Here is a 15,463-nt window from a genome sequence, read left to right on the forward strand (position 1 = left end):
ACCGCGACGATCGCATACTTGGCTTCACGATGATTGGTGCCGCGGCCGGCGAAGTTATGGCTGCGGTCCAAACTGCGATGTTGGCAGGCCTTCCCTATTCACACCTTGCTGATGGAGATTTTGCGCACCCGACGATGGCTGAAGGACTGAGCTCATTGTTTTCGAGCGTGCCGGCACGCATGGTGCAATAGACTAGACGGAAGGTAGGTTAGCGATGTCCTGCTCCCGATGACGCAATTGCCGCTACACTCCAAAAAAGGTAAATATTACCCCTTTCGCAGGCGAACACCAACGCCCTTGCCGCTCTTGGTCGGGATGAAATCAAGGGCGCAGCGGCGAATTATTGGTCTCGAGAGGAAGCGCAATTGCAAGAGAATTCTCGATCGACCGCCGCTCGGTATAGCCGGCTATTCTGACGCTGACGATTGCGTCATCCGCTCTCGTCATCGCTCCTCCAAAGGGCTCATCACGTGCCCCTGTTCAGAAACACGTAATCCGCGGAATACGGGACACTGAGGTAGTCGCCCGCCCTTTCGCAGGGTCCTTGCGCAACCCCACCCTTCGTGTTGATGCGCCGGACGATTGTTGCAGTAGAGAAGATGCCGCCGTTGCGACGCTCTACCAATTCCAGTTCGAGCCAGGGAATATCGCCTGAAGTAGCGCCGGGCGCGCTGGCGATTACCTTACCCTTCGCTGCACTACCGTCGATGTGCTCCCAATTTGGGCCAGCGTAATGCCGTCCGATGGACTTTCCGTCTAACATGAGCGTCGCAATCGGCTCCCGAAATTGCCAGGTCAGCGCGCTCACCTCTGATTGAGATTTGCCAGAATCAGGTTTGCACTCGTAGACCTGCGCGCCCTCAGCGTGGAGTGTGGCGATTGGAGTCCCGTTACTCCCCGCAATGGCCAGCGGCATTTGCGCTGTTGCCTGAGTGGTCAACAAGATGGTCGTGCGCACGGCAACGTTGAGCAGAACTTTCGAAAAGAATTTCATTGGTCCTCGCGACTTCGTGGGTTCAATCTTTAAGAGGCTCGTTGGAGTTTGGAGCGACGATTTATCTATCGCTCGCGCAACATCTCTTGCCGGTAGCGCAGCAACGGCGACAGGAGATAACTCATGATCTTCCGCGATCCGGTCTTGATTTCTGCCGTCACCGCCATGCCCGGCGACAGGTTGACCATCCGATCGTCAATTCGCATTTGAGTGCGGTCGAGCGAAACCCGCGCGCTGTAGTTCAGCTCCTGGCTCCTGGGTTCGCTGCTTTCGTTCTGCAGTCCCAATCGTCGGTCGTTTGCGCGCTCTTGTTGCTGGTCGCGTATGATAGCGTCCTGCGAGACGCTGAGTACCTGGCCGTGCAGCAGTCCGTAGCGGGTGAAGTTAAAAGTGTCGATCTTGATCTCGGCCTCCTGACCGGGATGGACAAAGCCGATGTCGCGGTTCGATACCATGGCCTCGATTTCCAGCCGGCTTTCGCTCGGCACGATGACCAGCAGGGACTGCGCAGGCGTGACGACGCCGCCGACCGTATGGATCGCAAGCTGTTGCACTACGCCGTCCACTGGCGCGCTTAGCTGCTGAAGCCTGGTCCTCTGCTCGGCCTTAATCAGGTCCTGGGCTAACCCGCTGGCCTTTTGCTCGGATTTAGCAAGTTCGTCGGAAATTGCATGGCTGTATTCGGCGATCGCTTGTCCGCGCGTCTCGCGAATCGCTGCCACGGCCGCCTCCGCTTCCTGCAGATGGCTTTTCTGAACACTGAGCTCCTCCTGTTGCTCGACAAGTTGCTGGAGGATCTCGAAATATCCGAGCTTTGAGCTAAGCTCCCTTTCCATCAGTGTCTTTCGGATGTCGACGCGCTGTTGCACCACGGGGATCAATTCCTCAAGCTTATGGATAGTGGCCGCGATCGTGGCCCGCTCGGCTTCCTTCTGTGCCTGCTGGCGGGTAAGTGCAGCGATCTTGGCCCGGTGCTCGGCCACCTGGTTGAGTAAGAGCTGACGCTGGGTGGCGATGAGTATCGGGTCGGCATCATTGGGTGGCGTGAACCCGGCTACACGATCGTCCCCGCCAGCAAGCGCTGCGCGCAAGCGGGCGATGTTGAGCCGCTCGGCGAGAACGTCGTTGTGCAGATGATCACGCTCTGCAGCGTTAACGGTCGGATCAAGTTCGATCAGGATGTCGCCGGCCTTGACGGCCTGCCCGTCCTGCACCCTGATAGAGCGAACTACCCCGGTCTCGAACGGCTGGATCACCTTGGTGCGTCCGCTTGGCACGATCTTGCCGGTTGCCGATGCCACGATGTCGATCGTGCCCCACCAGGCCCACACCAGCGCCGCACAGAACAGCACGATGATCGTGGCCACGATCCTGCGGCCGGCTGGCGAGGGCGGCGTTTCCACGATCTCCAGCGCCGCGGGGAGGAACGCCAGTTCTTCACCGCGCCTCTCTGGTGAACGGCGGAACGGGACGACAGCCCGGGCCTGCCTCTTGGACATGGCGGCTTTAGTTGACATGGATCCCTCCCTGGATGCGGTGCAACGCGGCGTAGCGGCCGTCGGTCTTGATCAGCGCGTCATGCGTGCCATCCTCGACCATGCAGCCACGCTCGAGCGTGACAATGCGATCCGCAGTCCGCACGGTTGAGAGCCGGTGCGCGATCACCAGTACCGTCCGACCCCTGGCGATATCCTTCATGTTCTGCTGGATGATGCGTTCGCTCTCATAGTCGAGTGCACTCGTCGCTTCATCGAAGATCAGAATGCGCGGGTTAGTGACGAGCGCGCGGGCAATGGCTAAGCGCTGCCGCTGGCCACCGGAAAGCGTCGAGCCGCGCTCGCCGACCAAGGTGTCGTAACCTTCGGCAAGCTCGAGGATGAACTCGTGAGCTCCCGCAAGGCGGGCCGCCGCGATAACGCGCTCCATCGGCATCGCCGGATCGGCGAGCGCGATATTGTCGCGCACTGAACGATTGAACAGTATGTTCTCCTGCATGACGACACCGATCTGGCGGCGCAGCCAGGCGGGATCGGCCATGGCGATGTCCATTCCATCCACCAGCACACGGCCGCGCTCGGGGACGTAGAGGCGCTGGACGAGTTTGGCGAACGTGCTTTTGCCCGACCCGGAGGGCCCGACGATGCCCACGGTCTGGCCGGCCGGCACCTCGAAGCTCACATCGTGCAGGACTTCCTGTCCGTCGATACGGTAGCGAAACGAGACGTGGTCGAATTTGATATCGCCGCGGATTGCCGGCAGCCGCGCTCGGCCGGCCGAGTAGGTCGACTCGGCGGTGGTGTTGAGGATATCGCCGAGCCGCGCGATCGACAGACGCGCCTGGTGAAAGTCCTGCCAGATCTGCGCGAGGCGCAGCACCGGGGTGCTCACCCTGCCGGCCAGGATATTGAAGGCAACGAGCTCGCCGACCGACAGGCTGCCGTCGATCACGAGCCTGGCGCCGCAGTAGAGGACGCTTGCCGTGACTATCTTGCTGACGAGTTGCACCGTCTGGCTCGCGCTGTTGCCAAGACTCAGGACGCGGAAGCTCGCGGCCACATAGCCGGCAAGCTGCTCTTCCCACCGGCGCTGCATCTGCGGTTCGACCGCCATGGCCTTCAGCGTCTCGATCCCCGTCACACTCTCGACCAAAAAAGCCTGGTTCTCGGCGCCGCGGCGGAATTTCTCGTCCAGCCGCTGCCGGAACAAGGGGGTCACCCCGGCCGATATCGCGATATAGAATGGGAAGGAGCCAAGCACGATCCAGCTCAAGGGCGGCGAGTAGAAGAACATCACGCCCAGGAAGACGAAGGTGAAGAGCAAGTCGATGAGCAGCGTCAGGGCAGAGCTGGTGAGGAAATTGCGGATGTTCTCCAGCTCCCTAACCCGCGCCACCGAGTCGCCGACGCGCCGCGCCTGGAAATAGGCCATAGGCAAAGCCAGCAGGTGATGAAACAGGCGCGCCCCAAGCTCGACATCGATCCGGTTGGTGGTGTGCGCAAACAGATAGGTCCGGAGAATTCCCAGTACGGTCTCAAAAACCGAAATTGTTAGCAGTCCGAGAACGAGAACATCGAGGGTGCTTAACGACCGGTGCACCAGCACCTTGTCGATCACCACCTGGAAGAACAGCGGCGAAACGAGGCCGAACAGCTGCAGGAAGAACGACGCAAGCAGCACCTCGCTCAGGAGATAGCGATATTTGTGGATCGCCGCCATGAACCAGGTGATGTCGAACCGCCGCGTGATGTCTGACAATCCGGCACGGCGGGTCATCAGGATCAGCCGGCCGTCCCAAGCTGCGACGAACTCTTCCCGCGTCATCAAAGCGGGCCTGGGCGCCAGAGGTGACTGAATCAAAACTTTCTCCTCGTCGGCCCTGGCCACCAACAGGAACCCGCTGTCGCGCAGGGACGCGATGGCGGGCAAGGGTGTGCTGCCAAGCCGTGACCAATCGGTTCGGCAGGCACGTGCCTTGAGCCCGAGATCCTTGGCGCACCGGAGCATCTCCGGTGCGCCGATCTTGTCCGTTCCCAGCCGATGCGCGATCTGTGCGCCATCGGCCGCAACGCCCTGCAAATGCAGCAGCGTCACGAGAACCTCGAGACCTGGATCGATCGGTCTCGCGCCGTTGGTTTCGATCCTCATGGATACTCTCCGGGGCGAGGTTGTTAGCGTCAGGCAGAGTGAGGCTGCGCAAGTTGCGGATGCTGGTTTGCCGAGGGATCGGCAAGCGGCACCGCACCGTGCCCCTCGCCGGCCGAGACAAAACTCGACGCCATGAACTGGCCCAGCAGCGCCGCACCCCCGGCTTGCGAGCCGCTGGCCGGCGTCGCGACATTGGCAGCGACCACGGGCGCGTTGCTGACGAAGTTGCTGCCGGTTCCGCCGTCGAGGGTGTCCTGCCCGCCATTGCCGATCAGGATGTCATCGCCTGCGCCGCCGCTCAGAGTGTCGTTGCCGCGGCTGCCGATCAGGATGTCATTGCCATCACCCCCATTGGCGGTGAATAGCATCGCTCCGCCAAGCCCGAACGAATTGATGACATCGTCGCCGCCAAGACCATTGATGACGATACGATCGTCCGCCTCGAAGCCGGTGATCGTCACGTCCGTGGAAAGACCCGACACCGTGACTACGCCGTTATTGTTAGTGACGTTGATCGTGTCGTTACCGTTGGTCGCGTTGATGACGATTGTATCCACCTTGCCGTCGCCGACGCCGCTGCCCGGCGCCGATTCCAGGTCGATGGCGACGTCCTTGACGCTGGTCTTGGACAAGTCGTTCACCGTGATGGTGTCCGCGCCGCCCAAGGCGTTGACATCGATGTTCTCGATGTTGGCGAGGTTCATCGTGACGACGCCGACGTCGCGGGTAAGCGTCACCCCCTTGCCGTTGGCCGAGATCTCGATGTTCTCGTCGAGATTCGAGCCGTTGAACACGAGCGTGTCGTTGCCCGCACCGCCGTCGACTGTGTCGCTGCCGTCGCCGGGGCTCCAGACGAAGGTATCGTTGCCTGCACCGAGCGAGGCCACATCATTGCCGCGTCCGCCAATAACAGTGTCATTGCCGGCGCTGCCGGTAATGGTGTCATTCCCGTCACCGCCGTTGATGGTGAGGTTGACCTGGCCGGCATGCAACCTGGAAGCGTCGATAGTATCGTTGCCGGTGCCTCCGTTAATCACAAGCGAGTCGTTGGCGGGCTCCGCGTCGTTGATCGACACTTGCGTGGCCAGTCCGTTGACGGTAATCGACGAGCCGCTGCTGGCGACGCTGATGCGGTCGTCGCCGGCGGTGCCGTTGACCACCACAGTGTCCGGCGCGCCGTCGCCGACGGTGCCGCCCAGCGCCCCCGCCAGGTCGATGGCGACCTGGCTCACGCCGGTCCCAGTGAGGTCGTTGACCGTGATAGTGTCGGCGCCGCCGAGCGCGGCGAGCTGGATGTGCTCGATGCCACTGAGGTCCATGACGACGTTGCCGACGTCACGGGACATCCTCACCCGCGAGCCATTGGAGGAGATGTCGATGTTCTCGTTGGCGTTGGAGCCGTTAAAGACCAGCGTATCGGTGCCGTCGCCGCCGTCGACCGTGTCGCTGCCGTCACCCGGATTCCAGGTGAAGGTGTCGTTGCCGTTGCCGAGAAAGGCTTGGTCGTTGCCACGACCGCCGATGACGGTGTCATTGCCGTCGCCGCCGATCAGGACGTCGTCGCCCTGGCTGCCGGTGATGGTGTCGTTGCCGGCACCGCCGTCGATGGTCAGCTGCACGTTTCCGGCCGTAAGGCCGGCCGCATTGATGACGTCGTTGCCAGCACCGCCGTTGACGAGGAGTTGGTCGTTGGCGCCCTCGGCACCGGCAAGGGTCACCGTCGCCGGCAGGCCGGCGACTGTGACCGAGCCTCCCACGCCGCTCACCTGAACGGTGTCGTTGCCGGCGGTGCCGTTGACGGTCACGCTATCGGCCGCGCCGTCGCCGACGCCACTGCCTGGCGCCGACTCAAGATCGATCGCGACCTGGGTGACGCCGGTTCCGGTAAGGTCGCCGACATTGATGTTGTCGGCGCCGCCGAACGCGTTGAAATCGATGCGCTCGATGCCGTTCAGATCCATGGTCACATTGCCGACGTCGCGAGTGAGGCTTACCCGCCCGTGGTTGTTGGTGATGCTGATGTTTTCGCTGGCGTCGGAACCGTTGAAGACCAGCGTGTCGGTGCCGTCGCCGCCGTCGACCGTGTCGCTGCCGTCACCGGGATTCCAGATGAAGGTGTCGTCGCCGGTTCCGCCAATCAGCGTGTCGGCGCCGCGGCCGCCAGTGATGACGTCGTTGCCGCTCCCGCCAATCAGCGTGTCATTTCCGTCGCCGCCAGTGATCCTGTCGTTGCCATCGCCACCGTCGATCGTGAGATTGATGAGAGAAGCGAGACCATTTCCGGCGATGAAGACGTCGTAGCCGTCGTTCATGTTAAGTACAAAGTTCTCGGTGGTGCCGATATCGAGCGAGAACGGTGCGGGGCTGGTCCGATCGAATCGCACGCGGGTGCCATTAGCAGTAATCGTGAAAATTTCGGCTCCGTTGCCGCCATTGACCTCGGCGGTGTCGATGCCGTCGCCGCCTTCCATCAGGTCGGTGCCATCGCCCGGATTCCAGATCATGCGGTCATTGCCGGCCCCGCCGAACATCTGGTCGTTGCCGGCGCCGCCGATCAGCGTGTCGTTGCCGTCGCCGCCGAACAACGTGTCGTTGCCGCCCTTACCCAGCAGCGTGTCATTGCCCGCGCCGCCGAACAGCTGATCGTTGCCGGCCCCACCGGTCAGCGTGTCGTTGCCCGCACCGCCAAATAGCTGGGCGCCGGGAAGCGCACCATTTGTCTCGTCGAGCGAGATCGAGTCATTGCCGTCCTCACCGAATACCTGGATCGTCCCGGTGTTGGCGAGGGTCGGCTGGCCGCCCGTAACAGGCACGACGCCGCCGTTGATTAGAATATTCCCGGCTGCGTCGCGGCTGGTGATGATCGTGTTGTCTTGATTGTCGCCAAACTCCGACAGCAAGCCGGCGCTTGGGGAAAATGTTGCGTTGGTAGCCATTGTGGTTGCCCTTTCGAAGTTTGATGGTCGGCTCATATGCGTGGGTCGAAATGTGGAGCGATGATTTCGTTACAGTGTCGTTCCGGAGAATCTCGTCATGGTCTGCTGCTCAGTCGTTCCGATGCGCACAGGCGCGGTTGCGGGGCCACCAGAAATGGCGGTCCCGTGCTACGGAAGCATTTCAGCTATCGGGAATCGTGTTACGGTCGTAACAAACCGGGCGCGAGCCGGCAGCGCGCCAGCGCTGCGGCGAGTTCGTCGCTGGTCAATGGCCAGCGCAGCACTTCGGAAATTCCGGCTTCCGCCAACGCATTGACATTGACCTCGATGGAGGACGCCGCGGCGAGCAGTACCGGCTTCAACGGAGCCAACTCATGAAAAGCGCGCGCCAAATCCAGGCCGTTTTGAACGTGCGAGCCGCAACTAACCAGAACGATATCGAATCGATCGGGTTCGGAACGCCACGCTGCAAGCGCATCGCTGGCGCGTTCGAAACCAACGGGCTCGTATCCAAGCGCCGCCAATTTTTCCTCGTCAGGCAGCAGATGTTCTCGCTCACTTTCGACGAGCAGCACCGTCTCGCCGCGCCCAAGAGAAAACAACGCCGGCTCTGCCGTCGCGGTGCCGTCGCCAGCAGTAGCCGGCAGCCACACCTCAAAACGGCTTCCCTGCCCCGGCTTGCTTTGCGAGCTTATGGCTCCATCGTGATCACGGACGATTTCGCGAACGGTTGCCAGACCGAGGCCGGTTCCGGCAAGGCGCGTGGTGAAAAACGGCTCGAACAGTCGTTGCGCAACTCGCTCATCGAAGCCCCGCCCATCGTCAGTGACGGCAATGCAGACGTACCGAGCGGGCGAGAGTTGGCCGTCGCTGATTTGGCGGAAATCGATCACCTCTTCCAACCTCGCGGCCACACGGATATGGCCATTGCCCTCCATCGCTTGCGCGGCATTGGTGCAAAGGTTGAGAATGACCTGTTGGAGCTGCGCCGGTTCGCCCGACACGACGACGTCATTCGAAACGTCCTCAATGACGAGCTCCACACCGGGAGGCAGGGAGGCGCTGAGTAATGCGGCTGCCTCCTGAAGCAGAGTTCGTACCTGCACAATACGGACACGCGCGTCGGTCCGCCGCCCGAATGTGAGGATATTGTCGACCAGATCCCGGCCTCGTTCCGCAGCCCGGCGTATCTCGTCGATATGCTGTGCCGGTTTGGTTCCGCGCGCGAGTTGCGGTTCAATCATTTCCGAGTAGCCAAGAATGGCGCCGATGATGTTGTTGAAGTTATGCGCAATCCCGCTCGCCAGCGATCCGACCATTTGCATGCGGCGCGCCCGTTCCAGCCGCATCGTGAGTTTCGCCCTCTCCCGCTCAAGAAATTCACGCTCGATGGCGTTAGCGACGGCATCCCCGGCAAGCCGCACGATCGGGATAGGCTGAATTTTGTTCCGTATCGGCCGGAAACGGTCAAAACCCATGATACTCCGAACCCGCCCCGGTCGGACCAACGGCACGCAGGCCCAGGCGCGTATGCCGGCGGCTATCAGCGCGTCCTTGACCGGGCCAGGCGGCAAAGCGATCGCATCCGGAATGGTGACGTTGTCCGGTCCAGCCACGCCAAGTTGTTCCGACAATGCCAGCGCCTGATTGGGCCAGCCCGGCGGGAACGCCTTTCCGCCTCTGGACCACGTGTAGATTCGGATGGGTTTCTCATCCAGCACCACATACGCGCGGTCAGCGCCGATCGTTTGGCTTAGTCCGCCCAGCACTTCCTGAAGCCGCGCCTCGGTTTCGGCCGGCGGGCAATTGATCAGACGTGTCGAATTCTCGGCTATGACATGTTCAAACGCCGCCCGCCGCCTTAGCGCAATGGCTCGGGCACGCAGCCTGAGGCCGAGATACACGAGCATGATAACCAACAGCAGCGAAACCAAATATAGCAAAAGTCGATAGCGCTGTTCCCCGGCTTCCACCAAGGACCGGTGGTGAGCGAACACCGCGCGAGTCTCTTCGAGCGGTTGCTCGCTGGGCATGGCGATGAAGGCTTTTAGCGTTTCGTCTACCGCCGGCAGCTGGTCATACAGCAGCCGCGTATGCGCCAGCATTGCCCGCGCTACTTCCGCGTCCGGCCCCACCGTGGGCGCCTGTTCCGCAAACTGGCTGATCCGCTCCCGGAGCTCCTTGAGAGATTCGGATGACCTATCGCGCGCGAGATAGAGAACCGCCGCCGCCAACGCACTCGTTGCCGACGCAAGTTGCGGGTCCTGGACGCGGAACGCCGCACCTGTACTCAAGAGACCAACGTAGGACAGCGAGTTCTGCAAGAGCGCGTTGCCGGTCTTGAAACGCTCCATCAGCTCTTCCTGCTCGACGACCGAGGCTGCGAGCCTGTCTACCGGCCTTAGATCGAGGCCTTCGGCCTGAGCGTAGGAACGGAGCCGAATCACTGCGTCCTCCATCGCCCGGGCAGTTGCGCTGAATGAGTCGTACTCCCGCAGCAGACCGGTCCGCGCCTGCAGGACGTCGCGATGCAGAGAAGCCTCGGCGAGCGAGTAATTGTCGAAGGCCCGGAGCACCAGCGCATAGGCGGGCGCGTTGGTATCGATCCCGCGCAGCAACAGCCAAGTCAGCAGCGCAAGCAGCAATGAAACACCGAGAACAATCGGCAAATTCCTCATGGGCGCCCAAGGCCTGCGCGCGGTACCGCTGGCTTCACTGGTTGATCCCTGTAGGTGCCGGTCAGCGTATTGAGGAAGGCAACGATGGCGGAGATTTGCTGGTCGGTTAGCACGCGATCGAGCTGGGCGACGCCCATACTCTTCACTGCCTCCGAGAGCGTCGCCGCGCTACCGTCGTGGAAATAGGGCGCAGTGGTTGCCACATTTCGCAAGCTGGGGACGCGAAGCACCACTGGCTCCCGTGAGCCCAGTGGATGGAAAATGCCATGCCGCTGAAACATATTGCCGCCGACATTAACGCCTTGATGGCAAGTGATGCAGCCGAGCGACTTGAAAACCTGATAACCGGACAGCTCTTCCGGCGTGATCGCGTAGGCCTCGCCCATTAGCCATCGGTCGAAGCGGCTGCCCGGCGTAACCAGGGATCGTTCAAATGTCGCAATCGCATCCAGGATGGCGGCGGCGTTGGGCTGCTGTCCATAGGCTGCGCGGAACTGGTTTACCATTTCGGGGTCGGCGCGCAGTTTCTTCACGGCTTCGTCAAGACTCGACGCCATGATCGCAGGATTGTTAAGGCTGCGCTCGATTCCCTCCTCCAGCGAACGGATGCTCCCTTCCCAATTCAGGCGAAAATTCAGGCTTACATTGAAGACCGTTGGCGTGTTGAGCGCCGCGGGTCGCCCCTCAGGCGTGTCGTGGGCGTTGGCACTGGCGCCGTTGGATCCTATATCGTGGCAAGAAAGACAACTGTGTGTATTTCCGTGAGACAGGCGACGATCGCTGAACAATCGCTCCCCGAGCGACAGGCGCTGCGGGTCTTGGGCGCGCGGCGCAGGAACCGGCGTGATCGGCTCCCGGCCGTCGCTGGTCTCACGGGTTGGCGTTTGAGCGGCCACCGGCGCGGCCGCGTTGAGGCAAACGACAGCCAGTAAGAGGTGCACAGTGCTGCATCTGCGTACGGCCGTAGCTATAGCCAGCAGCTTCATCGAAGGGGTTGGGTGAAATGAGCGGTTCATCACTGAATGACCCGGGAGTTCGCGGAAGCACTGATCGCCAAGTGTGCGTACTCGTCGTGGAGGATGATCCTGCCTTACAGCGCATGATCTTAAACTATTTCGGAGAGAACAGCATCCGCACGCTGGTGGCGAATAATCGTCAGGAAATGGTCGATCAACTTGGTAATGCCGAGGTGAATTTGGTCATCCTCGATCTCCGGCTGTGTTCGGAGGATGGTTTGGATCTGCTGCGAGAGGTGCGGTTGAGCTCTGATGTGCCCGTGATCATCATTACTGGTCACCGCCGCGATGACATCGATCGGGTGGTTGGTCTCGAGCTCGGTGCTGACGATTATCTGACGAAGCCATTCAATCTGCGCGAATTGCTAGCTCGTGTCCGCGCAGTTTTGCGGCGATTCGATGTCGGACGCGCCGCGCCGACACGTGATCCCGAGCGCGGCCGCTTTCGATTTTCCGGCTGGCAGCTTGACCGCAGGATCCGGCAGCTCACTGACCCTGCCGGCGCTCCAGTAGCATTGACCAAGGGCGAGTATGCGATGTTGCTAGCCTTCCTCGAGGCACCGCAGCGTCCGCTTAGCCGCGAGCACTTGTTGCAGGCAACCCGTGTTCACGAGGATGTCTTCGACCGCAGCATCGATGTGCAGATTCTCCGCCTCCGACGCAAGCTCGAACGCGACCCCAGCGCGCCGAGCGTCATCCGGACCGAACGCGGCGTGGGGTATGTGTTCGCCGTTCCTGTAGAACGAATCTGACCTCCCCTTTGACCAACCAAAATTCGCACGTTCCGCTGGGTGCTCAAGAAGCCGTATCCAGAGTTGCTGCTGGCTCTCGGCAAGATCACGCCGCCCTGCTGCTTCGTAATGCCGGCTCGGATCGCCGCGACCGATCCTTTCAAGCAGAACAGTGAGTACATCGGCAGCGGACCTATGCGCTTCGTGCGCAGTGACTGGGTTCCTGGGGCGGCTGGCACATATATCACACGAGCATATACGAGGTCTTTCCGACCAGTACGCTCGTCCAGGCGAATGGCACCGTAGTGAGCAACGGCTGGGCGAAGAGTCCCTCGGTCGAAGCGGAGATCGCTGCATGGTTCGATGCAAAGACGCTTGAAGAAGAAAGGTCGGCCGCTCAGCGGCTGAACGAGGCGGCGCTAAGCGAGGTGGTGTGCACTCCACTCGGCTGGTATCTCCGCTACTTTGCCTGGACGAAGGATCTTGCTGGCGTGACCCAAGGACCGTTGCCCTTCTTCTGGGGGGTCAGCAAGACAGTTTGAGCGCCGCTGCGCTGGGCCTGCCTTGCCAGCGTGGACCGGCGAATGTCTGTTCGCGGCCCTTCGCGACATTTTGCACACGCTAAACCGCCAGGTCACTTTGGGGGCCCGTGTGTACCAGTCCCTTTGCTTGAGCCTGGCTCTCGGTGGACGTATTCTTTCGCAAAGAAGGCGCAGCTTGGTGGCTGTCGGCTAAGGGGAGCGAATATGGGCGAGACACTCGACTTTGATCCCAATGCGCTGCGCGAGAAGTACCGTCACGAGCGCGACCGGCGGCTGCGGCCCGACGGCAACGACCAGTACGTCGAGGTCGCCGCCGACTTTCGGCACTATATTGACGATCCACACGTCGACCCCGGCTTTGCCCGCAAGCCGCTAACCGACGCGGTCGACGTGGTGATCGTGGGCGGCGGCTTCGGCGGCCTGTTGGCCGCGGCGCGCCTGCACGAGTCCGGGGTCAAGGATATTCGCACAATCGAGAAAGGCGGCGACTTCGGCGGCACCTGGTACTGGAATCGATTTCCAGGCGCACAGTGCGATATCGAAAGCTACTCTACCTGCCGCTGCTGGAAGAGACCGGCTTCATCCCCAAGGAAAAATACAGTTTCGGTGACGAGATTCGTGCGCATGCGCGTCGGATTGGCGAGCAATTCGATCTCCATCGCCTGGCCTGCTTCCAGACCGAGATCAGCGAGATGCGCTGGCTGCAGGATGAGAACCGGTGGCTGATCACCACCAACCGCGGCGACGCCATGCACTCCCGCTTCGTGGTCATCTCCAGCGGTCCACTGAACCGGCCGAAGCTGCCGGGCATCCCGGGTATCAAGACCTTCAAGGGCCATAGCTTCCACACCAGTCGCTGGGACTACGGTTACACTGGCGGCTCGACCGAGGGCGAACTAACAAAGCTTGCCGACAAACAGGTGGCGATCATTGGCACCGGCGCAACGGCCATCCAGTGTGTCCCGCATTTGGGCCGCCATGCTAAGCACCTTTACGTTTTCCAGAGGACGCCCTCCTCGGTCGACGTGCGTGGCAATAAGCCCACCGACCCAGAATGGGTAAAAACACTGACGCCCGGCTGGCAGAAGCGGCGGATGGACAACTTCAACGCCATGTTCACACTCGGGCCCGCGTACGCTGCACGGCTTTTACAGCCATGGCTTCCCGAACTGTTTCTACCTCGGAGTTACCCAAAACACTTTCACGCCGAACTTTCCGCACATGCTGGACGAACAGGCGCGCCACGTTGCCCATATCGTGAAGGCCGCGTCGGAGCGGCAGGTGCAGATGGTGGAGCCTACTGTCGAGGCCGAATCTGGCTGGCTGGAAACTATTCGCGCTAATGCAATCAACACCCTCGCTTTCCGACAGGCCTGCACCCCGGGCTACTACAATGGCGAAGGGCGCGCCGGGGAAGGCCAAGGCCTGTTCGATAACCTATACGGCCCCGGGTCGGACGCCTTCTTCGCGCTGATGAAGGCTTGGCGCGAGGCCGGCGAGATGTGCGGGCTTCAGGTGCGCTGACACCGAACGAGTCGCGCGTTAGGAGAACGAATGATCGATCAACACGCCGATTGCGACGCCCGCGATCGCGGCGCCGATGCCCATTGAAACCGTCTCGGCGACTGTGCGAATGGCGTTGCGGCTTCCCAATAGCGCTCGCCCGATGCCAAGCGCTGTGAGCAAGGCCACTGTGACGACCCCGGAAACGATTCTTGCCCGACCGATTGGTAGGAACACGAATGGCAGGATCGGGACCACGGCCGCGAAGAAATCAGCAAACAGCATCCACAACGCCTGTTCGAGAGGATTGAGTTGCTGCTTCGCCACGCCTTTTAGAGCAAGCAGCAGCCCATCGGCAGCATTGCGGTCGTTTCGCACGGCTGCGGCGAGCGCGTTGGATTGCTGCGGTGTGAGGCCCGCGTTGACGAGACGGCTCGAAAGGGAGATATCGGAATTATCTGCAGCCAACAGGGTTGCGTTGGTCTCGTCTCGCGTCGTCTCCGCGTCAAGATACGCGCCCGCCATCATGGAGACGGCTGCCGCTGCGGCACCCGAGGCTCCAGCGATCAGCACTGTTTTTGTGCTGGTGGTCGTAGCCGCCACGCCAAAGATCAAGCCGAAGATGGAAACAGTCCCGTCTTCCATGCCGAAAACGATCGTGCCGGCTGAGTTGACGACTGAGTCGCGTAGGCGCTGCAAAGTCGAGCCGATTTTCATCTTGTTCGCCCCTATCTCGAAGTCTTGGACAGCGGAGTTGCTGAAACGATAAGCCGTCGCCTCGGAACTGCTGTGTTCGTGAACCCTCCATTCAGCGCGATTCCGCAGCCTCCTCTACAGGTTTCACTTTGGTGCGGAGCTCGTCGACCAGAACCCGCTTGTTTTCCGAGTAATCGATTGGCACGACGACGAGATGGACGCCGCCGCCTTTGAAGGCGGCTTCGAGCGTCGGAGCGAGGTCGCCGCACTTGGTGACCCGAGATCCCTTGGCTCCATAGCTCTCTGCATATTTCACGAAATCGGGATTACCAAAGGTCAAGCCAAAATCCGGGAAACCGTCGACGGCTTGCTTCCACCGGATCATGCCGTAGGCGTAGTCCTCAAGAATGAGAATGACCAGATCGAGCTTGAGGCGAACCGCCGTCTCCATCTCCTGCGAATTCATCATGAAGCCGCCGTCGCCGCAGACGGCCATTACCCGCCGTTCCGGGCAAAGGATCGACGCCATCATCGCGGACGGCAGACCGGCACCCATCGTCGCCAGTGCGTTGTCGAGCAACACCGTGTTGGCAACGTAGGTCCGATAGTTCCGCGCGAACCAGATCTTATACATGCCGTTATCAAGTGCGATGATTCCATCCTCTGGAATAACCTCTCTGACGTCGTGAACAATGCGCTGAGGGGTCATCGGCCAACGGTCT

The 15,463-nt window shown here is 61.3% G+C and carries 13 protein-coding genes and 1 pseudogene; 5 read left to right on the forward strand and 9 right to left on the reverse strand.

The features are described 5' to 3' along the window. Nucleotides 1–191, forward strand: a pseudogene (locus VNX23_RS06685) (mercuric reductase); the annotation flags it as partial. Nucleotides 192–321: 130 nt separating this feature from the next. Here the strand turns inward: VNX23_RS06685 and VNX23_RS06690 are convergent. From VNX23_RS06690 to VNX23_RS06720, 7 genes are all read right to left on the reverse strand, one after another. Beyond that, the gene (locus VNX23_RS06690; RefSeq protein WP_325628392.1) at nt 322–447 is read right to left on the reverse strand and encodes a hypothetical protein; all 126 of its coding nucleotides are present in this window, start codon (nt 445–447) and stop codon (nt 322–324) included. Nucleotides 448–466: 19 nt separating this feature from the next. Next, complete coding sequence (locus VNX23_RS06695; protein ID WP_325628393.1) at nt 467–994, reverse strand: DUF3455 domain-containing protein; 528 nt, start codon at nt 992–994, stop codon at nt 467–469. Between the two features lie 65 nt (nt 995–1,059). Continuing rightward, nucleotides 1,060–2,511: an HlyD family type I secretion periplasmic adaptor subunit gene (locus tag VNX23_RS06700; RefSeq protein ID WP_325628394.1), complete on the reverse strand. Its 1,452-nt coding sequence runs from the start codon at nt 2,509–2,511 to the stop codon at nt 1,060–1,062. Beyond that, a complete protein-coding gene (locus tag VNX23_RS06705; RefSeq protein ID WP_325628395.1) occupies nt 2,501–4,639 on the reverse strand; it encodes a type I secretion system permease/ATPase in 2,139 nt (712 codons plus the stop codon). Before VNX23_RS06705 ends, VNX23_RS06700 begins: the two co-directional genes overlap by 11 nt. A gap of 29 nt (nt 4,640–4,668) precedes the next feature. After that, complete coding sequence (locus tag VNX23_RS06710; RefSeq protein ID WP_325628396.1) at nt 4,669–7,575, reverse strand: calcium-binding protein; 2,907 nt, start codon at nt 7,573–7,575, stop codon at nt 4,669–4,671. A gap of 200 nt (nt 7,576–7,775) precedes the next feature. Next, a complete protein-coding gene (locus VNX23_RS06715; protein ID WP_325628397.1) occupies nt 7,776–10,220 on the reverse strand; it encodes a two-component system VirA-like sensor kinase in 2,445 nt (814 codons plus the stop codon). A gap of 29 nt (nt 10,221–10,249) precedes the next feature. Further along, nucleotides 10,250–11,149 carry a cytochrome-c peroxidase gene (locus tag VNX23_RS06720; RefSeq protein WP_325628398.1) on the reverse strand — a complete coding sequence of 300 codons (900 nt, stop codon included), beginning with the start codon at nt 11,147–11,149 and terminating at the stop codon, nt 10,250–10,252. Between the two features lie 107 nt (nt 11,150–11,256). Here VNX23_RS06720 and VNX23_RS06725 point away from each other — a divergent pair, with 107 nt between their 5' ends. The 4 genes from VNX23_RS06725 (at nt 11,257) to VNX23_RS06740 (ending at nt 13,885) form a co-directional block, all read left to right on the forward strand. After that, complete coding sequence (locus VNX23_RS06725; protein ID WP_325628399.1) at nt 11,257–12,021, forward strand: response regulator; 765 nt, start codon at nt 11,257–11,259, stop codon at nt 12,019–12,021. A 284-nt stretch (nt 12,022–12,305) separates the two neighbouring features. After that, a complete protein-coding gene (locus VNX23_RS06730) occupies nt 12,306–12,542 on the forward strand; it encodes a hypothetical protein (protein WP_325628400.1) in 237 nt (78 codons plus the stop codon). A gap of 204 nt (nt 12,543–12,746) precedes the next feature. Then, nucleotides 12,747–13,268 carry an NAD(P)-binding protein gene (locus VNX23_RS06735; RefSeq protein ID WP_325628401.1) on the forward strand — a complete coding sequence of 174 codons (522 nt, stop codon included), beginning with the start codon at nt 12,747–12,749 and terminating at the stop codon, nt 13,266–13,268. Continuing rightward, nucleotides 13,205–13,885, forward strand: a complete 681-nt coding sequence (locus tag VNX23_RS06740) for a hypothetical protein (RefSeq protein ID WP_325628404.1) — start codon at nt 13,205–13,207, stop codon at nt 13,883–13,885. Before VNX23_RS06735 ends, VNX23_RS06740 begins: the two co-directional genes overlap by 64 nt. Before the next feature lie 199 nt (nt 13,886–14,084). On the opposite strand, the gene VNX23_RS06745 is transcribed toward VNX23_RS06740, so the two are convergent. Together VNX23_RS06745 and VNX23_RS06750 are read right to left on the reverse strand one after the other, a co-directional pair. Continuing rightward, nucleotides 14,085–14,762: a VIT1/CCC1 transporter family protein gene (locus VNX23_RS06745; protein ID WP_325628402.1), complete on the reverse strand. Its 678-nt coding sequence runs from the start codon at nt 14,760–14,762 to the stop codon at nt 14,085–14,087. Nucleotides 14,763–14,853: 91 nt separating this feature from the next. Further along, nucleotides 14,854–15,463, reverse strand: a 610-nt coding sequence (locus VNX23_RS06750; RefSeq protein WP_325628403.1) for a thiamine pyrophosphate-dependent enzyme, incomplete at its 5' end; no start/stop codon positions are given.

Origin of the sequence: Bradyrhizobium sp. (assembly GCF_035570375.1) — a bacterium.
Lineage (GTDB): Bacteria > Pseudomonadota > Alphaproteobacteria > Rhizobiales > Xanthobacteraceae > Bradyrhizobium.